We start from the raw sequence: 25,347 nt of genomic DNA on the forward strand, positions 1-25,347 counted from the left end.
ATTAAAGTCCTTTTTTCTTGGCCTCATCCCACCAGGAATCAAGCTCATCCAGGGTATAGTCCTGCCATTTTTTACCGCTGGCGCGCACCTGATCTTCAATATAACCGAAGCGATCTGTGAATTTCTTATTAGTGTAACGCAGCGCGGTTTCAGGGTTGATCTGCAGATGCCTGGCCAGATTTACCTGCGCAAACAGCAGATCACCCAGCTCATGCTCCATCTCCAGCTTGTCACCGCTGGCGATCGCTTCACGCAGCTCCGCTATCTCCTCTTCAATCTTATCCAGCACAGGCAGCGGATCCCCCCAGTCAAAACCAACCTGTGCAGCACGTTTCTGCAATTTATCGGCACGATTTAGTGAGGGCATTGCCGCGGGTATATCATCCAACACCCGGCTTTCCGATAATGTATTTTCATCAGCCGAGCTGCGTTCCTGCTGTTTTATCGCCTCCCAGGTTGCCTTAATAGAGGCCTCATCCGGCACATCGCCGATGCGCTGGCTTTGCAGAGAGCCATCCGGGAATACATGAGGATGACGCCGGATCAGCTTTTCCACCAGGGTATCGATGATGGCTTCAAACTCGAAACGTTGCTGTTCTTTACCCAACTGGGCATAGAAAATCACTTGAAACAGCAGATCCCCCAGCTCAGACTTAAGATGCTGCCAATCTTCTCTTTCGATGGTATCTGCCACTTCATAGGCTTCCTCCAGCGTATGCGGCACGATGCTGGCAAAATCCTGTTTCAGATCCCAGGGACAGCCGGTTTCCGGATCCCGCAGGCGGGCCATCAGATAGAGCAGATCTTCCAGGCTATAGTGGGCCATTTAGTTGGTCCCGCTACGCTGACGGTGAACATCAGTTACGTTCTGCACCTGATTGATCTTATCCATAATCCGTCCCAGCAGTTCCAGCCGGCCGACTTCGATCGTCATCGACAGATGAGCAATATTGCTCTTTTTATCCGACTGGGTGTTCGCTGAAAGAACGTTAATATTTTCGTTGGCCAGAACCATCATCACATCTCGCAACAGGCCTGAGCGGTCAAATGCTTCAATGAAGACATCCACCGGATAGGTCGACTCCGCATCCTCATTCCAGCTGACTTCGATGATCCGCTCACCCTCGTGCTCACGCAACTGAAACGCGTTGGTACAATCTTCCCGGTGAATCGATACCCCACGCCCCATCGTTATATAACCGATAATCGGATCGCCCGGCACTGGCTTACAGCAAGAGGCAATAGAGGTGAGCAGGTTACCGACACCGCGGATCTTGATACCATCATACTCGCCCTGAGCTTTCCCCGAGCTCAGCGGAAGTTCCAGATCGAGCTGTTCATCGTGGGGTTCTGCCTCAACCTGCTGCTGTGCCGCGTTGATTACTTGCGATAATCGGATATCGCCCGCTCCCAAAGCAGCGTACATATCATCCGGGGCTTTGAAATTGAGCTGATCAGCCATCACCCCAAAATTCAGTTCGGGCAGTTCCAGCGCCAGACGTTTAAATTCACGCTCGATAATCTTACGGCCTGCGGCAGCATTCTTATCTTTATCCTGTAACTTAAACCAGTGCTGAACCTTGGCCCGGGAACGGGCACTATTAATGTAACCAAGATTAGGGTTAAGCCAGTCCCGGCGAGGATGCTCAGTATTTGCCGTGAGAATCTCAACCTGATCCCCGGTTGCCAATTGCTTAGTCAGCGGAACGATACGACCATTCACTTTAGCGCCCCGACAGCGGTGACCCACTTCAGTATGTACCCGATAAGCAAAATCCACCGGCGTCGAACCCACCGGCATATCCACTACGTGGCCGTCAGGCGTAAACACATAGACCCGATCATGCGTCACATCGTTTGTAATCATATCAGTGAACTCTTCCGAGCCACCGAGGTCTTCATGCCACTCAAGGACCTGTCGTAGCCAGGCGATCTTATCTTCGTAACTGTTGCTCTGAGACTTAGTATCGGTACCTTTATATAACCAGTGGGCACAAACCCCCAGCTCCGCTTCCTCATGCATAGAATAGGTTCGAATCTGGATCTCCAGTACCTTGCCTGAAGGACCAAATACAGCCGTATGCAGGGAGCGATAGCCGTTCGGTTTCGGCGAGGCTATATAATCATCAAACTCATGGGGGATGTTACGCCAGCGACCGTGAACTATACCCAGCACGCTATAACAATCACGAATCTCAGGTACCAGAATACGTACCGCACGAATATCATAGACCTGACTAAAATCGATATTCTTGTTCTGCATTTTGCGCCAGATACTGTAGATATGTTTGGCACGGCCCATCACCTCGCCGTCAATATTTACGTTAGCCAGCTCAGTATTCATGATACTAAGCACATCTTCGATAAACTGCTGACGATCGAGACGTTTTTCATCCAGCAGCGTCGCGATCTGCTTATAGTCATTGGGCTTCAGGTAACGAAACGAAAGATCTTCCAGTTCCCATTTAATGTGACCGATACCCAAACGGTGAGCTAGCGGCGCATAGACATCAAATACTTCCCGGGCAACCAGGTAGCGCTTCTTGCGACTCCCCTCTTTTACGCCACGAATAGCACAGGTACGCTCGGCAATCTTAACCAGTACCACCCGCACATCATCGATCATCGAGACCAGCATTTTGCGGACGTTATCCAGCGGGTTACCACTCTGGCCAAGCACGTTTTCACGACGGGGATTCTGACGACTGCCAATAGCAGCCATCTGCAGTACACCTTCGATCAGCTTGGCAATATCCTTGCCGAAACGACGTTGAATGTGATCGAGGGTGGTTTTCTTTTCACGGACACTTCGATACAAAATACCGGCGATTATCGCTTCCTGATCCTGATTCAACTCGACCAGTATCTGGGCCATTTCCAAGCCAATAATGAAGCTATCGCTGGTGTTATGCCAGGCATCTTCACCTGGCTCGACCAGATCTTTTAACTCCTGCGCGTAGAGACAAGCTTGTCGCACAGCATCAATATCTTTGATTTCGATCTGTTCCTGCAGGCGTTCCAGCCATAGCTCCAGATCGACACTTCCATCATCGTGGATTGGGTGTTCTTCTCGTACTTTTACCATGGCGTTATGCCACTCCCAATGTAATCCTGACCACCGCTGCGCAGCTTATTATTGTTTTTATATAGGGGCGGAAAATATAATATAACGGTCCATGTCCCCCTGATCCTCCCTACGGAGAGGCGCGGACATTCTAGACTGTAAGACCAGTAATAGCGAGCAAGTTCAGTTTCATGCAGAGAAACCACTACTCAGGTATCAGGCATCAAAAATTAAAAAAGGAGCCCACAGGCTCCCTCGCTCAGGCCTGATAAGCAGTTACTTATTAAACACACCGGTAGACAGGTAGCGATCACCCCGGTCACAGATGATGCAGACAATGACCGCGTTCTCCACCTGTTGCGCCAGACGCAAAGCTCCGGCAACAGCACCGCCAGAAGAGACACCACAAAAAATACCTTCCTGCTGGGCCAGAGCCCGCATTGTATCTTCAGCTTCCTGCTGGGTAATATCCAATACCTGATCAACCCGGGAAGCATCAAATATTGTTGGCAGATACTCTTCTGGCCAGCGGCGAATCCCCGGAATCGAAGCATCTTCCGCTGGCTGCAGGCCGACAACCTGCACCTCCGGGTTTTGTTCTTTCAGAAAGCGCGAGGTTCCCATAATCGTCCCGGTTGTACCCATGGAGCTCACAAAATGGGTAATCTGCCCCTGAGATTGCTGCCAGATTTCCGGCCCGGTACCCTGATAATGGGCTTCCGGATTATCCAGATTGGCAAACTGATCCAGCACGATACCCTGACCTTGCTCTTGTAACTGCAACGCCAGATCCCGGGCGCCTTCCATACCCTCTTCCGGGGTTACTGTAATCAACTCGGCACCGTACGCGGTCATTGAAGCTTTGCGTTCTTCACTGCCGTTATCCGGCATGATCAGCTTCATCTTATAACCCTTAATCGCGGCAGCCATTGCCAGGGCAATGCCAGTGTTACCCGATGTCGCTTCGATAAGCGTATCACCCGGTTTAATTGCCTCCCGGGATTCTGCCAGCTGAATCATACTCAACGCTGGGCGATCTTTAACTGAACCAGCCGGGTTGTTACCTTCAAGCTTACACAGGATAGTATTTCCACGACCAACAGTAATACGCTGCAGGCGCACCAAAGGGGTATTGCCTACATAATCTTCAATGGTTGGAAATTGCGTGCTCATAACTAGTACCACTCACCGCTCCGGTAACATATAGATATAACCAGAAGGAATTAGAAAAATATTTCATATACCTAAATAACAAGTCCGGAATAATACCGGGACAACAGACAAAGCTCAATGCAGAATAATTCATGTTTTCGGAACTGAAAGAAAGCCTGAATTCAGATGAAACAGAGCCGCACGACATTAATCTGATGCAGGAAACAACAACACTGGCCGTTGCGTCTGCTTAATTACTTTCTGCGTAATATTATCCACCAAAAGGCCCGTTGCCGACTCCTTACCGGAACCTCCTAATACAATAAGATCAGCTTGCAAACGCTCGGCTTCAGCCAGAATAGCGACCGTAATAACGCCTTCCATCAATAACGCATGAGTCTCGACATCCTGATCACGAAACTGTTTTGCAAGATTATTAAGAGCTGCCGACTCATCAGCAAACTCCCGCCCGAACTCTTTTTTGTCTTTATAGCTACTGTCTTCGTTAGGCAGCACAATATGCAACAGGTAAACAGTACCGGACAGCGCTCTGGCCAACAGGATCGTCTTCTCATAAGCCCCGGCAAAGCCTGGTGAAAGATCGGTAGCGACCATAATCGTTTTCATCAAAACCACCTCTGTAAAACATACCGATAACTGGTATCAGTTTAGCCCATAGGGTTTCAAGTGGCGGTTATCAGGAGCAAGAATTCCGGAACACGATTAATAACGTTCAGCGCACCTCTGTAACCTTTTCCGCGACGACAAAAGCTATTACCTGGTCCTGCTCATCACTGTAAGAGAGGTGAAAGACACCGACGCCCATCGCATCGGCCCGCTGTTTGGCATAACCTGACAGGGTGAGCAAAGGCCGGCCCAGCTCATCGTGGCTGATTTCAAAATGCTGCCAACTGATTCCGCGGCCGATACCGGTACCCAGCGCCTTTACCGCAGCTTCTTTGGCCGCGAACCGTTTGGCCAGAAAACGTGTCTGCTGTCTGGAACCCTGAAACTGCTTCAGTTCAGCAGCGGTCAGAATCCTCTCCGACAGGCGCGGCGTTCGCAGCAGCGCCTTTTCAATACGCCGGATATCAAGCAGGTCGGTACCGACACCGAAGATCATCTGCGTACAGCGTCCCGTAATGGCTGAACCCGGGCCTGGGTTTCCATCATCAGGCGGCGCATCTCTGCAACAGCCTCTTTCAGGCCGACAAATACCGCTCTGGCGACAATGCCGTGACCGATATTCAGCTCACTGATTTCAGGTATCTCTGCAATCTGTTCAACATTATGATAGTGCAGACCATGCCCGGCATTGACGATAAGCCCTTTGCTAAAAGCGTAACTCGCAGCCTGCTGAATCCGTTGCAGCTCTGCTTTCTGCTCAGCGGTGGTCTCAGCATCGGCATAGGCGCCGGTGTGCAGTTCAATTACCGGTGCACCACAACGCACAGTGGCATCAATCTGAGCTTCATCTGCATCGATAAACAGAGATGCTTCAACCCCGGCTGCAGCCAGACGGTCACAGGCAGCTTTTACTTTAGCTTCCTGCCCAGCAACGTCGAGCCCGCCTTCAGTAGTCAGCTCTTCACGCTTTTCAGGAACCAGGCAGGCGTGACCCGGTTTTACCTTTTCGGCGATGCTCAACATCTCATCGGTCACCGCCATCTCAAAGTTCATTCGGGTCTGCAGCGTTTCAGCCAGCATATAAATATCCCGATCCTGGATGTGACGGCGATCTTCGCGCAAATGTACGGTAATACCATCAGCGCCGGCATCTTCTGCCAGCGCTGCAGCCTGTACCGGATCAGGGTAACGGGTACCACGGGCCTGGCGCAGGGTTGCAATATGATCGATGTTAACACCCAGCAGTAAACGACTTGGTTCTACCACGGTATACCTCTTAAAAAAACTGTTGAAATAATGACTCAGAGCTTACTAGAAAGCACGCTTATAACCTATCCCCCACCGCATACCGGAAACGAGATAAAATACCTCAGCCGACGCTGTATTTCTTAAACAGTTCGCGGCTACGTAATGGCTTAGTTCCCAGCTGCGCCTCAATAGCCAGACGCATCAGACGCTTAGCCGCCTGTCGGACAAGTTTCGAGCTGTAGTCTTCTGCTGCGATACCTTGCAACTGCTCACAGCTAAAGACATCAACAGCGCTAGCCCCCGCGACAGGATGGAAACCAGATTCAGCTGAATAACGGTAATATTGCCCGGACTGGCAATGATTAAAATCGAAATCATAACCCAGCTGCTGCAGCAAATGCCGCTCAAAGACTCTCAGTGCTAACTCAATATCGGTATCGGCAAGCAGCTCATTCAGTACGTACTGGTAATAAACATAGAGTCGGGGATGGGAATCATGGGGCTGCAGCAGACGTTCGAGCAATTCATTAACATAGAGGCCACACAACAGAGATCGGCCACCAAGAAATACTGGTGTTGCGACAGGCTCAGCCTGGGTCAGTGTTTTCAGCTCATGCCGCCCGCGCCAGCTAATCTGGAGCGGGGTAAAGGGTTGCAAGACAGAACGAAACTTAGAACGCGGGCTGCGCGCACCTTTAACCACTGCGCTGATCTTACCTTGCTCTAGGGTAAACAGATCGACCAGCACACTGGTATCCCGATAGGGGCGGGTATGGAGAACAAAAGCAGCCTGGGCTTCAACCTGAAAGCTCATGGTGTTCTGATCCGTTACTCTAGATCGTTATATCCGAGGCTGCGCAGGGCTCGCTCATCGTCAGACCAGTTACTGCGAACTTTCACCCAAAGGTTAAGCATAACCTTTGAATCAAACATCTTTTCCATATCCATCCGGGCATCACGGCCTATGCCTTTAATCTTGGCGCCTTTATCGCCAATCACGATCCGCTTCTGGCCTTCTCGCTCAACCAGAATCAATGCGCTGATGATCAGAATGCCTTTCTCGTTACGCTTGAACTCTTCAATCTCTACGGTAGTACCGTAAGGGATCTCATCACCCAGATTACGCATCAGCTTCTCACGTACTAACTCAGCAGCCAGGAAGCGGGAGCTGCGATCGGTCACCTGATCTTCAGGATAGAAGTGCATGCTCTTAGGCAGCTGTTCGTTAATTGCGGCTTCCATACGATCGATGTTAGTCCCCTGCTGAGCAGAGATTGGAATGATCTCAAGGAATTCCATCTTTTGTGACAACTCCGCAAGATGCGGCAACAGAGAGTCTTTGTCTTCCAGTTGATCAACTTTATTGATTGCCAGAATCACCGGACATTTAGCGCCCTGAACCTTTTCAAAGACGTGCTGGTCTTCTTCGGTCCAGGCGGTCCGGTCAATCATAAACACCACCACATCGACATCGCGCAAGGCGGAGCTGGCCGCCTTATTCATATAGCGATTGATCGCTTTATCCTGGTCCTTGTGTAGTCCGGGCGTATCGACATAGATAGTCTGAACATCGCCTTCAGTTTTAATACCGACAATCTGATGGCGGGTAGTCTGTGGCTTACGCGAAGTGATGCTCAGCTTTTGCCCGAGTATCTCGTTCATCAGGGTCGATTTTCCGACATTGGGGCGACCGACAATAGCCACGTAACCGCAACGTTGATTTTCATTAGGCTGATCCAGCAGATAGCTCAGGTCACGACTCATTATTTACCTACCTTCAGTGCCAACAGGGCCTGTTTAGCAGCTTCCTGTTCTGCTTGTCTGCGACTACTTCCCACACCTTCGGTGGGTTGATCCAATAGCTTAATATTACAACGGATCTGGAACGTCTGCTTATGCGCTTCTCCCTCAACGGAAAGCAACTCATATTCAGGCAATGGTGCTCGGCGCGATTGAAGAAACTCTTGCAACCGGGTCTTGGAATCTTTCTGGGTATTCTCCAGGCTGGTGCTTTCCAGTCGGCTTTGATACCAGTCGAGAATATAACGTCGGGCAATTTCCATATCACTGTCCAGATAGATTGCACCGATAATGGCCTCTACTGCATCAGCAAGAATAGAATCACGGCGGAAACCACCACTTTTCAGCTCACCCGAGCCCAGCCTCAGATAATCACCCAGCTTTTTCTCACGGGCGATTTCCGACAAGGTTTCTCCTTTTACCAACAAGGCCCGCAGTCGACTCAACTGGCCTTCACGGGCTTCAGGAAAACGTTTAAACAAAGCTTCAGCTATCACGAAATTAAGAATCGAATCGCCGAGAAACTCCAACCGCTCGTTATTACGTTTACCGTGACTGCGGTGGGTAAGAGCCAGCTCTATCAGGCTCTCATCTTTAAATTTGTAGCCCAGTTTACGGGCCAGATCTGTAGCAGGCTTAATGATCAACGGGATATCACTTCATATTGCTCGTCAAATTTGACCAGCGCATCAACATTAAAAAACATAGGCACCTGAACATCATATTTCAGACTGATGGTCATGGAACCCTCATCACGGGTAAAGATTAGCGCATCTTTACTCGGCAGCTTAACCTGATTGATACGTAAGCGTTTACTCAGCGTAGTACGTATCTCGTTGACCGGTTTAACGGCCTCGTCAGGGTTTGTCGCCACATCACCGACCACCGATTTAATCAGATAGTGATCATAGTAGGCAGGATACAACTTGAAGCCCACGGCCAGGAATATTCCTGCCACAATCAGTACGATCATGGTCGAAAAAAAAGTAGCTCCCTGCTGTCTGTTTTTTAAAGCCATAGGTGTTCCCCAAATCAATTATTTAATTGCTCTCGCAGCACTGATGTCCGGTAGCGTGAAGAAGTCCGGCCAGTGCATCCACACCGCAAACGCCTTACCCACCAGAAGCTCATCAGGAACATAGCCCCAGAAACGACTATCGTTACTATTATCACGATTATCGCCCATCACAAAATATTGCCCCTGCGGCACTACCCATTCTGCAGATATCCGCGGGAAACCCACATCACGATACATCTGGTGGGTAACATCGCCGAGCTGCTCTTCAACCAGCAACACTCTTGGCTTTTGTGGTGGCAACTGAGCCTTCAGCGTCTGCTCTTGCGGCTTACCGTTGATATAGATAGTTTTATCCTGATAACGGATACGATCACCGGGCAAACCGACTACACGCTTAATATAGTTGATACTAGGATTTTCAGGGTACTTAAATACCACCACATCTCCCCGCAGGGGATCGTTCATTGGCAACATTTTGGTACCCAGCACCGGCAGACGAAAACCATAGTGCCATTTATTCACCAGAATGAAATCACCGACCTTAAGAGTCGGCTTCATCGAACCGGAAGGGATCTGAAACGGTTCCACCACGAAAGAACGCAAAATCAGAACAACCAGCAATACAGGAAACAGCGAACGACACAGATCGATCAGGCCGTTTTCTTTCTCAAGTTTCTCCAGTGCAATGTCAGGCAATGGCTGAGATGCCTGCGCCTGAGCTGAAGCGATACGTTGGCGACGGGGTCCTGCCAACAGCGCCCGATCATAGATCCAGCCCAATGCTGTTACAAAGGTCAGTACTACCAGTACCAGTGCAAAATCGAAGTCCATATTAATCCTAACTGTTTACTTCTAGCTGTTAACTTCTAGCTATCTATTTTCAGTACCGCCAGGAATGCATCCTGCGGAATATCTACGCTACCAACCTGCTTCATCCGCTTCTTGCCCTCTTTCTGCTTCTGCAACAGCTTCTTCTTACGGCTAACGTCACCGCCATAACATTTCGCGGTTACGTTCTTACGCAGAGCTTTAACTGAGGTCCGGGCGATAATCTTACCGCCTATGGCCGCCTGAATTGCGACATCAAACATCTGGCGTGGAATCAGATCTTTCATTTTCTCGCACAACTGGCGACCACGATGCTGAGCGTTATCACGGTGCAGAATAACCGCCAGTGCGTCTACTTTATCGCCATTAATCAGGATATCCAGACGGACCAGTTGCGCCGGTTCAAAGCGAACAAAGTTGTACTCCAGAGAAGCATAACCACGGCTGACAGACTTAAGGCGATCGAAAAAGTCCAGAACCACTTCGGCCATCGGCAGCTCATACGAGACCTGCACCTGATTGCCGACAAAATTCATATTCTTCTGCACACCGCGTTTATCAACACAGAGACCGATAACCTGCCCCAGGTATTCTTGAGGTACCAGGATATTCGCTTCCACTATCGGTTCACGCATCTCTTGTATCGAAGCAGGGTCCGGCATTTTAGACGGGCTATCAATGTGGATAATGTCACCATTATTCAACGCCAGCTCGTAAACAACGGTCGGAGCCGATGTAATCAGGTCGAGATTATATTCCCGTTCCAAACGCTCCTGAATAATTTCCATGTGCAGCATACCGAGGAAGCCACAACGGAAGCCAAAACCTAATGCATCGGATGATTCCGGTTCAAAGAACAGGGATGCATCGTTCAGCGTCAACTTATTCAACGCTTCACGGAAATCTTCATAATCATCGGAGCTGGTCGGAAAGAGACCGGCATATACCTGCGGCTGAACCTTCTGAAAACCTGGCAGGCTTTCAACATCGGGAGTCTTGGCATGGGTGATAGTATCGCCCACTGGCGCTCCGTGAATATCCTTAATCCCGGCAACCACATAGCCTACTTCACCGGCTTTCAGCTCACCGGTTTCCTTACGCTTAGGCGTAAAGATGCCAACACCATCGACCGGATGTATCAGTCCGGTCGACTTCATCTTAATCTTGTCTTTTTTACGCAAAGTACCGTGCTTAACGCGGACCAGAGAGACCACACCAAGATAATTATCAAACCATGAATCGATAATCAGAGCTTGCAACGGGCCATCGACATCGCCTTCGGGAGCCGGGATATCATGTACCAGCTGCTCTAATACATCCTCAATACCCAGACCGCTTTTAGCGCTACAGGGCACCGCATGTTGCGCATCGATTCCGATTACTTCTTCAATCTCAGTACGCACGCGTTCCGGCTCGGCCTGCGGCAGATCCATCTTATTCAGCACCGGCATAACTTCCAGCCCTTGCTCCAGTGCGGTATAGCAGTTTGCAACAGACTGGGCTTCAACCCCCTGTGCCGCATCCACAACTAACAAAGCACCTTCACAGGCTGCCAGCGATCGCGATACTTCATAACTAAAGTCTACGTGCCCCGGCGTGTCGATAAAGTTGAGCTGATAGTCTTTACCATCCTGGGCGGTGTAATTCAGAGTTACACTCTGAGCCTTGATGGTAATACCCCGTTCACGCTCAAGATCCATAGAATCGAGCACCTGCTGTGCCATCTCACGTTCGGAGAGGCCGCCGCAGGTTTGAATGAAGCGATCTGCCAGAGTCGATTTGCCGTGGTCGATATGGGCAATAATCGAAAAATTACGAATATGTTCGAGCTTACTCACCGTGGATTCACCAGCCAAAAATAGTGGGCGCCATACTAGGTATAACAGGCGCGAATATGAAGCGGGCAAGTTTACCGTATTTAGCGACCTACGGCCAACGCAACGCGCGACAAGCAAAAACAAAAAAGGAGGCCGCAGCCTCCTTTAACAAATCCTCATTAGCGTAGTTTGAGAGGAATAAACACAGGACTGCCGCGCCGTACGATCCGCATCGGCACTGCCCGTTTTTCAGGCAATTCAGATACAGCCTCGGCAAACTGAGCTACCGAATTAATTTTGACGCCGTTGAGCATTGTAATTACATCTCCCACCATCAGGCCAGCGTCTGCTCCCGCGCCCTCTTCCACACGGCGAACCACAACACCCGAACCGACACTCCAACGCTCTTTTAGCTGATCGTCTAATTCACTGATCTGAATGTTGAGACGATTAACCTCTGGTTTAACGCTGTTCTTGGCCGTTTTAGCCGGCTTAGTCATATCAGGTAACAATCCGATAGTGACAGTAATATATTTCTTTTTACCGCCACGAATAACGCCCACTTCAGCATCTTTTTCAGGCTTGACCCGACCAACCTGATGCGGCAGGTCACCGGAGCGATCGATATTATGGCCATTAAAGCTGAGAATAATGTCTCCTTCTTTAATACCAGCAGCCATCGCCGGACTATCAGGTAAAACTTTAGCTACCAGCGCGCCTTCAGGCTTCTCCAGACCAAAGGACTCAGCCAGATCACGACTTACTTCCTGAATAATTACGCCTAACCAGCCACGATTAACATGACCATCCTGCTTCAGTTGTTCAGCCACCTCCATTGCTACATTCATTGGAATAGCAAAAGACAGCCCCATAAAGCCACCCGAACGGGTATAGATCTGGGAATTTATTCCGATCACCTCACCATCCAGGTTAAACAGCGGGCCTCCGGAATTACCCGGATTGATCGCTACATCGGTCTGGATAAACGGCACATAGGTCTCATTCGCCAGACTGCGATCAGTGGCACTGATGATGCCTGCTGTCACTGAATAATCAAAACCGAATGGCGAACCAATGGCCAGCACCCACTCACCCACCTCTGAGCGGTCTGAATTACCAACCTTTACCCGGGGCAAATCAGTCGCATCGATCTTTAGCAATGCAACATCAGAACGCTTATCGGAACCAATAACTTGCGCTTCCAGCTGGCGCCGATCATTAAGACGGACAATAACTTTATCCGCACCATCGACAACATGGTGATTGGTCAGAATATAGCCATCTTCAGAGATAATAAAACCCGATCCCAGCGATTGAGGGGCAGGTCTCTTAGGCGCATCACCACCATTAGGAGGGATACGGAAAAAATGCCGGAAAATTTCCGGAATCTGCTCGCCATCCGGCATTTCGAACTGCGGCCGCGCATTGGTACGGGTCTGCACATGCTGAACCGTGCTGATATTAACGACGGCAGGAGAAGCTTTTTTTACCAACTCCCGAAACTCGGGTAATGAGGCACTTGCGGTACCGGCAGCGAAAAGTAAAAGAACTAAACCAAAAGTGGCTTTAATTAGCTTCATAGATACTTCCTGTTCTTAAAAAGATCTTACTTCAAATAACCCGTAGCAAAACCGGACGGTAGCTACATGAACGTCCCAGTCGCAGCGATAAACCGCGACTAAAGAGAAACCCAATTGCAAGACCGGCCAGCGCACTGAATATCACAACAGGCTCGGTCGCGCCTTGTAGCTGAGGCACTAGAGCAAACATAAACATCATCAGAATCGGTAACAGATAAACGGTCAGCGATGCTGTGAGGAAAGAACGTTCTCCAACCCCGAGTACAACCTGATCATCAACCGCGACTCTCAGTTTGTCAGGGTTATCTGCTTGAATGAGCAATCTCTTGCCATCGCCTACTTTAGCCAACAAACTCTGACCACAGCCTTTCTGCGCGCTACAGCTGCTGCAGGCACTCTGTTTAATGGTTTCAATCCAGACACCCTGTGGCTCAACCCTTACTACAGTACCGGTTTCTTCAATCATAAGTTCATCAATGAATTGTTACAGAGCTGGCTATACGATCTGCCATCATCAATGGCAGGTCACCCACCACAGTAATGAAAAGGTTGTCAGTACGCTTACCTACGGCAACCATATCTCCAATCTGAGTTGCACCTTCTGGCACGGCCTGACTACCTGTACGCTCTACGCATACAGTAAAGGAGTGTTTACCATTACTGAACACTGTCAGATCTGTACCGGGAGCAACAGCACTTTGAACTTTTTCAAAGCCCTCCGGGAGCCAACCCGGGGAGGCACTCACAGACTCGCGCGACAGTAACAATTGATGTTGGTCAATATAACTATTAAGCCCTTGATTCAACCTGATTATATCGGGTTCAACCTGTTCAATTACAGGACTCTGACGGGCACCAAACTGGGCCTGCATAAAGTCGCGGGGAGCAGCAAGGGCTGGCAACTGGAAAGCCGACGTCTGAGCTGTCAGTGAGCTCCCCGTCTCAGATTGTCCGAGCCCAAAATTCTGCCCCCCCAGTATAACCATGGCGGTAACAGAAGCAGCAACAGCCATACTGGCTAACGGCTTAAGGAAATAGCTTTTAGCTTTATCGACAGGGCGAAGTTTTTCATCCGCGCTTACCACAGCCAACGGAGCCTCTTGCTCGAGCGCAGACATCACCGAAGCGCTGATATCTAACTTCTGATTCAGCCCCTCCTGCTTAAGCGCGGAACGAGTTATATGATAACGTCGCCAGCTATCACCAAGGCAATCATCCTCAGCAATCTGTTTCAGCACTCTTCGCAACTCAAAGTCACTAGCTTCGTTATCCATCAAAGCAGAGAGTGTTTCTTTGGGTTGTTCACTCATCGACCGACTCCTCAGACTTCTTTTGTAGCAACTGATACCCTTAACGAACAAGATAAATATCAGCAGTTAATTTAGTAATGGTGCGATCTCTTTATCGATCGCTTCCCGGGCCCTGAAAATACGAGACCTGACAGTTCCCACAGGGCAATCCATAACCTGAGCAATATCTTCATAGCTCAGGCCCTCAAATTCCCGCAAAGACAAAGCGGCCCTCAGATCCTCTGGCAACTTATCCATTGCATGCCGCACCACCCTGGCCAACTCATCGCGATACAGATTATTTTCAGGGCTTTCAATATCCTTTAATCCTCTGTCACCTTCCAGATGATGGGCATCATCGACATCGATATCCATATCAGGCGGTCTGCGACCTTTTGCAACAAGATGGTTTTTAGCCGTATTAATGGCAATACGGTACAACCAGGTATAGAACGCGCTATCCCCGCGAAACTTCGGTAACGCCCGATATGCTTTAATAAACGCTTCCTGCGATACATCCATGGCTTCATGATGGTCATATACGTAACGACCAATGAGCCCGATGATCTTATGCTGATACTTTTTTACCAGCAGATCAAAAGCAGATTTATCGCCTGCTTGCACCCGCTTAACAAGCTTCTGATCAATAGACGCTTGGCTTTCGCTAGACATTCGTTTCCTTAACTCTGCGCAATACGATTCTTAAATTCTGTCGCTGACAGCTACAAGGAAGTATGAATGCCACCTCCACCTTATTGCAACCCTGCGTCATTGAGGGTGCTAAGTTATAAGATATGAGCATGTAACATGCAGTAAGTTCCGCCACGGCAATTTTTTTTTAATAATTACTGTTCGGGGCTGGCTCAGAGTCACACTTCAGGCAATAATTAGCCTTTAGTTTTATTACAGAGACGGTCCCTGATAATGGGCAAAGAGTTGCAATTCGATGTATTGATCATCGGCAGTGGCGCATCCGGTCTGGGTCTGGCACTTCAATTACCTTCCAACACCCGTATCGCGGTGTTAAGTAAAGCGGACCTGACGAGCGGCTCCACCTATCAGGCGCAAGGCGGAGTCGCAGCAGTACTGGACGATAACGACAGCGCTAAATCCCACATACAGGACACTATTACTGCCGGCGTCAACCTGAGCCGAGCGGATGCCGTTAACTTCACGGTAGAGCATGGCAAAGAAAGTATCGATTGGCTTATCGAGCAAGGGGTACCTTTCACCCGCCAGGGTGACAGCTATCACCTGACTAAAGAAGGCGGTCACAGTCACCGTAGAATCATCCATTCCGCGGATGCTACCGGTCAGGCAATCCAGCAAACCTTGATTGAGCGGGCAAAGAGCAGCGATAACATTGATCTGTTTCAAGACTGTATCGCAGTTGACCTCATTACACGGCGTAAACTAAATTTGGCAGACAATCACTGTATTGGGGCTTACGTACTAGACAATAACACCGGGCAGATTAACGTCTTCAAAGCTGGGGCCGTGGTTCTGGCGACCGGCGGCGTCAGTAAAGCATACCTCTATACCAGCAATCCGGATGGTGCGTCCGGCGATGGTATCGCAATGGCATGGAGAGCTGGCTGCAGAGTAGGCAATCTTGAGTTTAATCAGTTCCATCCTACCTGCCTCTATCACCCGCAGGCAAAATCATTTCTGATTACCGAAGCGGTCCGCGGCGAAGGCGGAAAGTTACTGCTACCCGATGGCAGTCAATTCATGGACCGCTTCGATGAGCGCGGCGAACTCGCACCACGGGATATTGTCGCCCGTGCTATCGACCATGAAATGAAGCGCCTCGGCTGCGACTGCCTGTTCCTGGACATATCCCATAAACCAGCAGACTTTGTCACCAGTCACTTCCCGACTATTTACGAACGCTGTCTGGGCTACGGCATTGATATAACTAAACAACCAATTCCTGTTGTACCGGCAGCGCACTATACCTGCGGCGGCATCATGACCAATCAGCACGGAATGACAGATGTTGAAGGCCTGTACGCTATTGGCGAAACCGCGTTCACCGGTTTGCATGGAGCAAACAGGCTGGCCAGTAACTCACTGCTGGAATGCATCGTATACGCCTCTTCAGCAGCCAAGCATATCAGTCGCAACCTACCTAAGCAGACAGAACTACCAACAATTCCCGCCTGGGATGAGTCTCAGGTCACTGACTCAGACGAAGATGTAGTAATTGCCCATAACTGGGACGAACTGCGGCGTTTTATGTGGGACTATGTTGGTATCGTCAGAACTGATAAACGACTGCAACGAGCCAAGCACCGGGTCGATATGCTACAGCAGGAGATCAGCGAATATTACAGCAACTATAAAGTAAGTCGTGACCTTCTGGAATTAAGGAACCTGGCCGTAGTTTCCGACCTGATAATCCGCTCTGCCATGCTGAGAAAAGAAAGCAGGGGCCTTCACTACACCCTTGACTACCCAAAAGCGGTCACCGAACCCAGGGATACTATCCTTACTCCGATAAATTACGAGTGGAGCTAATTTCTGGCCCTGAGGAAAAACGGGCCAGAACTTTAAGTCGTCGGAATTGCTGCCGATCGACACTATCCCACCACACCAGAACTAACACCGGCAGCAATCGTTTGCTGGTTCTGACTTTAAGAGCAATCAATACCGGGCAAATAAAACGCTGCTCTATAGCGATCACCCTATCCCACTGCCCGTTATAAAACTGGATATTCAACAACTTAGCTTCCGCCAGCCAGCGCAAAGCTATGACTGAAGAAGTCGTCCTCAAAAACAGGTAACTGGTAAGAAAATAAGCAGCCAGCAGCAACAAAGACAACAGTAAAACGAAGCAGCTAAAAAGAGTAAGGCCGCTAATCAGAACAGATCCGATAGCGGCCAGAATGGTTATCGAGCAAAGTCCCGAAAACAGGTATGAGAAGCGTAATTTAACCTGCAGCGGGCTGAACACGATCAAGAATCATCCTGACAATTTTTTGCAGATCCGGGTCCTCCGGCTGCTCCCGTTCCATCAACCAAACAAACAGTTCAGTATCTTCACAAGCCAATAGCTTGACGAAACGATCCTGATCCTCTTCCGGCAGATCACGGAACACTTCATCCACAAACGGACCAAACAGCACATCAAGCTCTAACATACCGCGGCGACTCTGCCACTTTAAGCGTCGTACATCTTCCTCGGAATACATCATCTACCTACTAATTTGAAAGCTATGTTAATCGCGGCGGCTATTTTTCAGCCCCTGAAAACGTGATAAGCAATATATAGAATAACCGCCCCCCCTAGCAAGCCAAATAGCATTGCAATCGAAGAACACAACCAATCCGGTGAACAGGGCAAACCTATACTAACCATAACACCAGCACCGCGATTTATGGATGACAGATGTCATTATAGCCAGTTAAAAGCGTTGCACGCTTTTCTGGCTATAAAGGCAGACCGCCTCGAAGCGGCTAGCTAGAACGGGAAAAACAGTAGCTAGAAGAAGCCTTCTTTATTGAGTTAAGTAAAAACGTACGCTGTAAGGAAAGTGCTTGGCTTTTGACTTTGACTGTCGCTTTTGACCTGGCATTTTATTTTTCTAGCCACTAGCTAGCCGAACTTGTTCGGCGGTCTAGCGAGTCGCGTAGCGACGTTCTAGCTACTGTCCTTTCGTTTCAAGGCGAAGCCTAGAAACGAAAAAACCCCGATCACAAAGTGATCGGGGCTTTCCGTAATTAGGTGCTTGGCGATGACCTACTCTCGCATAAGGAAACCCTACACTACCATTGGCGCTAAGACGTTTCACTTCCGAGTTCGGTAAGGGATCGGGTGGTTCCATCTCGCTATGGTCGCCAAGCAAAAACTGTTAACAAAAGTAATCCTGTAAGAGAAGGAGAGTACAAGCTCTAATCCTTCGTCTGTTCTTATCGAACAGTGTATCTTAATCTATCAGCTCAACAAACGCTTTTGGCGTTATATGGTCAAGCCTCACGAGCAATTAGTACTGGTTAGCTCAACGCCTCACAACGCTTACACACCCAGCCTATCAACGTCCTGGTCTTGAACGGCTCTTCAGGGGGCTCAAGGCCCCAGTGAGATCTCATCTTGAAGGGGGCTTCCCGCTTAGATGCTTTCAGCGGTTATCCTGTCCGAACATAGCTACCGGGCAATGCCATTGGCATGACAACCCGAACACCAGAGGTTCGTTCACTCCGGTCCTCTCGTACTAGGAGCAACTCTTCTCAAATCTCAAACGTCCACGGCAGATAGGGACCGAACTGTCTCACGACGTTCTAAACCCAGCTCGCGTACCACTTTAAATGGCGAACAGCCATACCCTTGGGACCGGCTTCAGCCCCAGGATGTGATGAGCCGACATCGAGGTGCCAAACACCGCCGTCGATGTGAACTCTTGGGCGGTATCAGCCTGTTATCCCCGGAGTACCTTTTATCCGTTGAGCGATGGCCCTTCCATACAGAACCACCGGATCACTAAGACCTACTTTCGTACCTGCTCGACGTGTCTGTCTCGCAGTCAAGCGCGCTTTTGCCTTTATACTCAATGCATGATTTCCGACCATGCTGAGCGCACCTTCGTACTCCTCCGTTACTCTTTAGGAGGAGACCGCCCCAGTCAAACTACCCACCACACAATGTCCTCGATCCCGATAAGGGACCTGAGTTAGAACCTCAATATTACCAGGCTGGTATTTCAAGATTGGCTCCACCTGAACTGGCGTCCAGGTTTCAAAGCCTCCCAGCTATCCTACACAAGTAATATCAAAGTCCACTGCGAAGCTATAGTAAAGGTTCACGGGGTCTTTCCGTCTAGCCGCGGATATACGGCATCTTAACCGCAATTTCAATTTCACTGAGTCTCGGGTGGAGACAGTGTGGCCATCGTTACGCCATTCGTGCAGGTCGGAACTTACCCGACAAGGAATTTCGCTACCTTAGGACCGTTATAGTTACGGCCGCCGTTTACTTGGGCTTCGATCAAGAGCTTCGCCGAAGCTAACCCCATCAATTAACCTTCAAGCACCGGGCAGGCGTCACACCCTATACGTCCACTTTCGTGTTTGCAGAGTGCTGTGTTTTTAATAAACAGTCGCAGCCACCTAGTATCTTCGACCACCAACAGCTTAGGGAGTAAATCCCATCACCGTCAGCGGCGTACCTTCTCCCGAAGTTACGGTACCATTTTGCCTAGTTCCTTCACCCGAGTTCTCTCAAGCGCCTTGGTATTCTCTACCTGACCACCTGTGTCGGTTTGGGGTACGATTTCTTGTTATCTGAAGCTTAGAGGTTTTTCCTGGAAGCATGGCATCAACCACTTCGTCCAAAAGAGGACTCGTCATCAGCTCTCAGCCGTATGAGATCCCGGATTTTCCTAAGATCTCAGCCTACTGCCTTAAACACGGACAACCAACGCCGTGCCGGCCTAGCCTACTCCGTCACCCCATCGCAATAACAAAAAGTACAGGAATATTAACCTGTTTCCCATCGACTACGCTCTTCAGCCTCGCCTTAGGGGTCGACTCACCCTACCCTGATTAGCATTGGATAGGAACCCTTGGTCTTCCGGCGGGGGAGTTTTTCACTCCCCTTATCGTTACTCATGTCAGCATTCGCACTTCTGATACCTCCAGGATGCTTCTCAGCTTTCCCTTCAACGGCTTACAGAACGCTCCTCTACCACGCAATAAATTGCGTCCGTAGCTTCGGTGTATGGTTTGAGCCCCGTTATATCTTCCGCGCAGGCCGACTCGACTAGTGAGCTATTACGCTTTCTTTAAAGGGTGGCTGCTTCTAAGCCAACCTCCTAGCTGTCTGAGCCTTCCCACATCGTTTCCCACTTAACCATAACTTTGGGACCTTAGCTGACGGTCTGGGTTGTTTCCCTTTTCACGACGGACGTTAGCACCCGCCGTGTGTCTCCCATAATTGCACTCTACGGTATTCGGAGTTTGCATCGGGTTGGTAAGTCGGGATGACCCCCTAGCCGAAACAGTGCTCTACCCCCGTAGGTGAGATATGAGGCGCTACCTAAATAGCTTTCGAGGAGAACCAGCTATCTCCGAGCTTGATTAGCCTTTCACTCCGATCCACAAGTCATCCGCTGGCTTTTCAACGACAGTCGGTTCGGTCCTCCAGTTGATGTTACTCAACCTTCAACCTGCCCATGGATAGATCGCTCGGTTTCGGGTCTAATCCTAGCAACTGTACGCCCTATTAAGACTCGGTTTCCCTACGGCTCCCCTAAACGGTTAACCTTGCTACTAAAATTAAGTCGCTGACCCATTATACAAAAGGTACGCAGTCACGGTCTCAAGGACCGCTCCCACTGCTTGTACGTACACGGTTTCAGGTTCTATTTCACTCCCCTCACAGGGGTTCTTTTCGCCTTTCCCTCACGGTACTGGTTCACTATCGGTCAGTCAGGAGTATTTAGCCTTGGAGGATGGTCCCCCCATATTCAGACAGGATATCACGTGTCCCGTCCTACTCGATTTCACTGTAAGTAAGTTTTCGCATACGGGGCTATCACCCACTATCGCCACACTTTCCAGAGTGTTCTGCTAACTACATTACAGCTTAAGGGCTGGTCCCCGTTCGCTCGCCGCTACTAGGGGAATCTCGGTTGATTTCTTTTCCTCCGGGTACTTAGATGTTTCAGTTCCCCGGGTTCGCCTCTCAAAAGTTATGTATTCACTTAAGAGATACCCAGCTTATACTGGGTGGGTTTCCCCATTCGGAAATGTTCGGATCAAAGCCCATTTACCGGCTCCCCGAACCTTATCGCAGGTTAACACGTCCTTCATCGCCTCTGACTGCCAAGGCATCCACCGTGCACGCTTAGTCACTTGACCATATAACCCAAAAGGGTCTGATCGAAGAGACTGATAAAACTTCATGTCATTTTTCAATGACGATGAAATAACGATACATTTACGCCGGATTAGCGCTTGTACATATTTTTCATTCTCGTTACAGGATTCAATTGTTAAAGAGCGTTTAAAGCAAAAAGCTTTAAAAGATAGTCACTTAAGCAGTGAGTATGTTTTAGAGCTTTTGGGTATTCTTCAGTTAAGAAGAAATGGTGGAGCTATGCGGGATCGAACCGCAGACCTCCTGCGTGCAAAGCAGGCGCTCTCCCAGCTGAGCTATAGCCCCAGTTGCTCTCTCTAAAGAAGATCAGATAATTCGTGTGAACGCTTGCTAAGATTTCGCTATCGTTTAAGGAGGTGATCCAGCCCCAGGTTCCCCTAGGGCTACCTTGTTACGACTTCACCCCAGTCATGAACCACACCGTGGTAACCGCCCTCCCGAAGGTTAAGCTAGCTACTTCTGGTGCAATCCACTCCCATGGTGTGACGGGCGGTGTGTACAAGGCCCGGGAACGTATTCACCGCGACATTCTGATTCGCGATTACTAGCGATTCCGACTTCATGGAGTCGAGTTGCAGACTCCAATCCGGACTACGACCGGTTTTCTGAGATTAGCTCCCCCTCGCAGGTTTGCAGCCCTCTGTACCGGCCATTGTAGCACGTGTGTAGCCCTACTCGTAAGGGCCATGATGACTTGACGTCGTCCCCACCTTCCTCCGGTTTGTCACCGGCAGTCTCCTTAGAGTTCCCACCATTACGTGCTGGCAAATAAGGACAAGGGTTGCGCTCGTTACGGGACTTAACCCAACATTTCACAACACGAGCTGACGACAGCCATGCAGCACCTGTCACAGAGTTCCCGAAGGCACTAAGCTATCTCTAGCGAATTCTCTGGATTTCAAGAGTAGGTAAGGTTCTTCGCGTTGCGTCGAATTAAACCACATGCTCCACCGCTTGTGCGGGCCCCCGTCAATTCATTTGAGTTTTAACCTTGCGGCCGTACTCCCCAGGCGGTCTACTTAGTGCGTTAGCTGCGCCACTAAGAGATCAAGTCTCCCAACGGCTAGTAGACATCGTTTACGGCGTGGACTACCAGGGTATCTAATCCTGTTTGCTCCCCACGCTTTCGCACCTCAGCGTCAGTATCAGACCAGGTGGTCGCCTTCGCCACTGGTGTTCCTTCCTATATCTACGCATTTCACCGCTACACAGGAAATTCCACCACCCTCTTCTGTACTCTAGTTTGCCAGTATCAGATGCAGTTCCCAGGTTGAGCCCGGGGCTTTCACATCTGACTTAACAAACCGCCTACGCGCGCTTTACGCCCAGTAATTCCGATTAACGCTTGGACCCTCCGTATTACCGCGGCTGCTGGCACGGAGTTAGCCGGTCCTTCTTCTGCAGTTAACGTCACAGGATGCCGCTATTAACGACACCCCTTTCCTCACTGCTGAAAGTGCTTTACAACCCGAAGGCCTTCTTCACACACGCGGCATGGCTGCATCAGGCTTGCGCCCATTGTGCAATATTCCCCACTGCTGCCTCCCGTAGGAGTCTGGACCGTGTCTCAGTTCCAGTGTGGCTGGTCATCCTCTCAGACCAGCTACGGATCGTCGCCTTGGTGAGCCATTACCTCACCAACAAGCTAATCCGACGCAGACTCATCTAATAGCACGAGGTCCGAAGATCCCCCGCTTTCTCCCGTAGGACGTATGCGGTATTAATCCAAATTTCTCTGGGCTATCCCCCACTACTAGGTAGATTTCTACGCGTTACTCACCCGTCCGCCGCTCGTCATCTTCTAGCAAGCTAGAAATGTTACCGCTCGACTTGCATGTGTTAGGCCTGCCGCCAGCGTTCAATCTGAGCCATGATCAAACTCTTCAGTTTAAATCAAGAATATCGGAAAAAGACATTCTGTAAATCTAGCTCAAAGTACTAAACAACTACATGTAAATGAATTCACATATGGTCGCTTTGTCTTTGATAAAGCTTTTGTGCTCCATCTCAACAAGCGCCCACACGAATTATCTGATCAATCTGTTAAAGAGCGTGCCTGAGTGACTCAAACCGTTTCCGGTGTGTCGCCTCAAGCGAGGTGCGTATTCTACTCAACACCCTGTTGAAGTCAACCGTTTTATTTGAGAAGTTGTAATAAACTTACAAACAAACCGTTGTGCTTCATGTTGTGATTAATTCGTTTAAAAAACACTGTTTTTCAAAGAGTTAAACTCAACACCTCAACCTGTCTCAGTGGCCATTGCCGGCTGCTGTCTCAAGCGAGGAAGCGCATTCTACATCGACTGGCAGAGGAGTCAACAGGGGAGGCACAAAATAGTGTCGTTTTTATGAAATACATCGCACTTCGATAAGGCCAGTGGCTAGACCGCGACTGCATCGCTCGCTAGATCGCAAAGCAAGCTTTGCTGCTAGTAGCTAGAAGAAGCCTTCTTTATAGCTAAAGGTGACAACACTGACTTTGGATGCTTTTCCTTAAAACTAAAAAAACGCCTTCCGGCGTTTTTTTAGTTTTGCTTTTTCTAGCCACTAGCAGGAAGGTTTACCTTCCGATCTAGCAAGTCGCAAAGCGACGTTCTAGCTACTTGCGAAGCTAAGCTTCGCGCTATTTCTTCTTACCCTTTTTCTTCTGTCTTTCGAAGTGCTGCTTCTGACGCATTTTCTTCATCTGCTGGCGCTTGGACAGCTCGTTCTTTTTATCCTTGAACGGGTTTTCACTACTCTTAAACTCAAAGCGCAGTGGCGTACCTTTGATACCCAGAATTTTAGTAAATTTATTTTCGAGGTAGCGCTTATACGAACCGGGCAGTGCATTGGTCTGATTACCGTGAATTACGATAATAGGCGGGTTTGATCCCCCCTGGTGAGCATAACGAAGTTTGATACGATGACCGTGCACCATTGGCGGCTGGTGATCAGCAACAACATCTTCCAGCAAGCGCGTTAACTGATTTGTTGGCCATTTAGTCATAGCAAACTTGTAGGCTTCGTCAATCGAACCATAGAGCTCACCCACTCCACTCCCGTGCAGTGCAGAGATAAAGTGCATCCGGGCAAAAGTAACAAAATCTAATCGCCGACGAATCTGCTCACGCACCTGCTCTTTCTCTTCACCGGTCATACCGTCCCATTTGTTAAGCGCAATAACCAGAGAGCGCCCGGAATCAAGCACATAACCCAGCATATGCAGGTCCTGATCCGACACGCCCTCACGGGCATCAATGACCAGTACTACGACGTTAGCATCCTGTATCGCCCTGAGCGTCTTGATAATTGAAAACTTCTCAACGGCTTCCCTAACATTTTTACGACGCCGAACACCTGCAGTGTCAATTAATGTATAAGGCTCTTCATTCCGTTCAAAAGGAATATATATACTGTCACGCGTGGTGCCTGCCTGATCGAAGACCACAACCCGATCTTCGCCCAGCATACGGTTCACTAATGTTGACTTACCAACATTAGGACGACCGATTATTGCAATTTTCTTACTGCGCAGAGCTTCCTCTTCTTCCTCGGTAAGTTCAACTTCTGGAATATCCTGCAGTACATATTCAATCAACTGAGTAACACCCCGGCCATGGGATGCGGCTATAGGCAGAGGTTCTGACAGACCCAGCCCATAAAAGTCAGACAGCGCTACTTCAGGATCCAGGCCATCAGTTTTATTGACTATCAGGTAGCTATTTTTCTCACTTCTGCGCAGGTGATCCGCGATCATCTCATCAGCAGGATTCAGTCCAGCCCGACCATCAACCAGAAACAGAACTATATCTGCCTCTTCAATAGCCAGCAGCGACTGCTCTGCCATCTTATAGTCGATACCTTCTTCATCACCGGAGATACCACCGGTATCGACAACGATATATTCCCGCTCACTAAGGCGACCTTCACCATACTTCCGGTCCCGAGTCAGACCCGAGTAGTCAGCTACCAGAGCATCACGACTCTTAGTCAGCCTGTTAAACAGGGTGGACTTGCCAACATTAGGTCGGCCAACTAAAGCAATTACCGGAAGCATAATTTAAG

The 25,347-nt window shown here is 49.5% G+C and carries 20 protein-coding genes, 1 tRNA gene and 3 rRNA genes; 1 reads left to right on the top strand and 23 read right to left on the bottom strand.

What is annotated here, in order from left to right:
* Nucleotide 1: 1 nt before the first annotated feature.
* The 16 genes from mazG to rpoE form a co-directional block, all read right to left on the bottom strand.
* Nucleotides 2-826 carry a nucleoside triphosphate pyrophosphohydrolase gene (mazG, locus tag ACQUQM_RS15375; RefSeq protein WP_432470769.1) on the bottom strand — a complete coding sequence of 275 codons (825 nt, stop codon included), beginning with the start codon at nt 824-826 and terminating at the stop codon, nt 2-4.
* Complete coding sequence (gene relA, locus ACQUQM_RS15380; protein ID WP_432470770.1) at nt 827-3,085, bottom strand: GTP diphosphokinase; 2,259 nt, start codon at nt 3,083-3,085, stop codon at nt 827-829.
* 255 nt (nt 3,086-3,340) lie between these two features.
* Nucleotides 3,341-4,237 (bottom strand): cysteine synthase CysM, encoded by an 897-nt coding sequence (gene cysM / locus ACQUQM_RS15385; RefSeq protein WP_432470771.1) that lies wholly within the window; start codon nt 4,235-4,237, stop codon nt 3,341-3,343.
* 186 nt (nt 4,238-4,423) lie between these two features.
* Entirely contained in the window at nt 4,424-4,843 is a 420-nt protein-coding gene (locus tag ACQUQM_RS15390; RefSeq protein WP_432470772.1) for a universal stress protein, read from the bottom strand.
* A 106-nt stretch (nt 4,844-4,949) separates the two neighbouring features.
* Nucleotides 4,950-5,339: a holo-ACP synthase gene (gene acpS, locus ACQUQM_RS15395; RefSeq protein WP_432470773.1), complete on the bottom strand. Its 390-nt coding sequence runs from the start codon at nt 5,337-5,339 to the stop codon at nt 4,950-4,952.
* Nucleotides 5,336-6,109 (bottom strand): pyridoxine 5'-phosphate synthase, encoded by a 774-nt coding sequence (gene pdxJ, locus ACQUQM_RS15400; protein ID WP_432470774.1) that lies wholly within the window; start codon nt 6,107-6,109, stop codon nt 5,336-5,338. The genes acpS and pdxJ overlap by 4 nt, the downstream gene beginning before the upstream one ends.
* Before the next feature lie 103 nt (nt 6,110-6,212).
* Nucleotides 6,213-6,905: a DNA repair protein RecO gene (gene recO / locus ACQUQM_RS15405; protein ID WP_432470775.1), complete on the bottom strand. Its 693-nt coding sequence runs from the start codon at nt 6,903-6,905 to the stop codon at nt 6,213-6,215.
* A gap of 14 nt (nt 6,906-6,919) precedes the next feature.
* Entirely contained in the window at nt 6,920-7,855 is a 936-nt protein-coding gene (gene era, locus ACQUQM_RS15410; protein WP_432470776.1) for a GTPase Era, read from the bottom strand.
* Entirely contained in the window at nt 7,855-8,535 is a 681-nt protein-coding gene (rnc, locus tag ACQUQM_RS15415; protein ID WP_432474834.1) for a ribonuclease III, read from the bottom strand. Before rnc ends, era begins: the two co-directional genes overlap by 1 nt.
* Nucleotides 8,535-8,909 (bottom strand): DUF4845 domain-containing protein, encoded by a 375-nt coding sequence (locus tag ACQUQM_RS15420; RefSeq protein WP_432470777.1) that lies wholly within the window; start codon nt 8,907-8,909, stop codon nt 8,535-8,537. Before ACQUQM_RS15420 ends, rnc begins: the two co-directional genes overlap by 1 nt.
* Before the next feature lie 18 nt (nt 8,910-8,927).
* The gene (gene lepB, locus ACQUQM_RS15425; protein ID WP_432470778.1) at nt 8,928-9,740 is read right to left on the bottom strand and encodes a signal peptidase I; all 813 of its coding nucleotides are present in this window, start codon (nt 9,738-9,740) and stop codon (nt 8,928-8,930) included.
* Between the two features lie 35 nt (nt 9,741-9,775).
* Nucleotides 9,776-11,575, bottom strand: a complete 1,800-nt coding sequence (gene lepA / locus ACQUQM_RS15430; RefSeq protein WP_432470779.1) for a translation elongation factor 4 — start codon at nt 11,573-11,575, stop codon at nt 9,776-9,778.
* A gap of 158 nt (nt 11,576-11,733) precedes the next feature.
* Complete coding sequence (locus tag ACQUQM_RS15435; RefSeq protein WP_432470780.1) at nt 11,734-13,134, bottom strand: DegQ family serine endoprotease; 1,401 nt, start codon at nt 13,132-13,134, stop codon at nt 11,734-11,736.
* A 31-nt stretch (nt 13,135-13,165) separates the two neighbouring features.
* Nucleotides 13,166-13,600 carry a SoxR reducing system RseC family protein gene (locus ACQUQM_RS15440; RefSeq protein ID WP_432470781.1) on the bottom strand — a complete coding sequence of 145 codons (435 nt, stop codon included), beginning with the start codon at nt 13,598-13,600 and terminating at the stop codon, nt 13,166-13,168.
* Nucleotides 13,601-13,607: 7 nt separating this feature from the next.
* The gene (locus ACQUQM_RS15445) at nt 13,608-14,444 is read right to left on the bottom strand and encodes a MucB/RseB C-terminal domain-containing protein (RefSeq protein ID WP_432470782.1); all 837 of its coding nucleotides are present in this window, start codon (nt 14,442-14,444) and stop codon (nt 13,608-13,610) included.
* A 66-nt stretch (nt 14,445-14,510) separates the two neighbouring features.
* On the bottom strand, nt 14,511-15,095 hold the full coding sequence (rpoE, locus tag ACQUQM_RS15450; RefSeq protein WP_432470783.1) for an RNA polymerase sigma factor RpoE: 585 nt from the start codon (nt 15,093-15,095) through the stop codon (nt 14,511-14,513).
* 252 nt (nt 15,096-15,347) lie between these two features.
* Here rpoE and nadB point away from each other — a divergent pair, with 252 nt between their 5' ends.
* Nucleotides 15,348-16,943 carry an L-aspartate oxidase gene (gene nadB / locus ACQUQM_RS15455; protein WP_432470784.1) on the top strand — a complete coding sequence of 532 codons (1,596 nt, stop codon included), beginning with the start codon at nt 15,348-15,350 and terminating at the stop codon, nt 16,941-16,943.
* Here nadB and ACQUQM_RS15460 read toward each other — a convergent pair.
* From ACQUQM_RS15460 to der, 7 genes are all read right to left on the bottom strand, one after another.
* Nucleotides 16,915-17,238 carry a hypothetical protein gene (locus ACQUQM_RS15460; RefSeq protein WP_432470785.1) on the bottom strand — a complete coding sequence of 108 codons (324 nt, stop codon included), beginning with the start codon at nt 17,236-17,238 and terminating at the stop codon, nt 16,915-16,917. The two genes, nadB and ACQUQM_RS15460, sit on opposite strands and share 29 nt — an antisense overlap.
* A gap of 118 nt (nt 17,239-17,356) precedes the next feature.
* Nucleotides 17,357-17,617: a succinate dehydrogenase assembly factor 2 gene (locus ACQUQM_RS15465; RefSeq protein WP_432474835.1), complete on the bottom strand. Its 261-nt coding sequence runs from the start codon at nt 17,615-17,617 to the stop codon at nt 17,357-17,359.
* A 535-nt stretch (nt 17,618-18,152) separates the two neighbouring features.
* Nucleotides 18,153-18,268: ribosomal RNA gene (rrf, locus tag ACQUQM_RS15470) — 5S ribosomal RNA — on the bottom strand.
* 120 nt (nt 18,269-18,388) lie between these two features.
* Nucleotides 18,389-21,281 (bottom strand): 23S ribosomal RNA (locus ACQUQM_RS15475).
* A gap of 228 nt (nt 21,282-21,509) precedes the next feature.
* Nucleotides 21,510-21,585, bottom strand: a tRNA-Ala gene (locus ACQUQM_RS15480).
* A 64-nt stretch (nt 21,586-21,649) separates the two neighbouring features.
* Nucleotides 21,650-23,190 (bottom strand): 16S ribosomal RNA (locus tag ACQUQM_RS15485).
* Together the 16S, 23S and 5S rRNA genes with 1 tRNA gene alongside form the textbook arrangement of a ribosomal RNA operon.
* Nucleotides 23,191-23,923: 733 nt before the next feature.
* The gene (der, locus tag ACQUQM_RS15490; protein WP_432470786.1) at nt 23,924-25,339 is read right to left on the bottom strand and encodes a ribosome biogenesis GTPase Der; all 1,416 of its coding nucleotides are present in this window, start codon (nt 25,337-25,339) and stop codon (nt 23,924-23,926) included.
* Nucleotides 25,340-25,347: the final 8 nt, after the last annotated feature.

The sequence above is a fragment of the Amphritea sp. HPY genome (assembly GCF_050870985.1).
In the GTDB taxonomy this organism is placed as follows: domain Bacteria; phylum Pseudomonadota; class Gammaproteobacteria; order Pseudomonadales; family Balneatricaceae; genus Amphritea.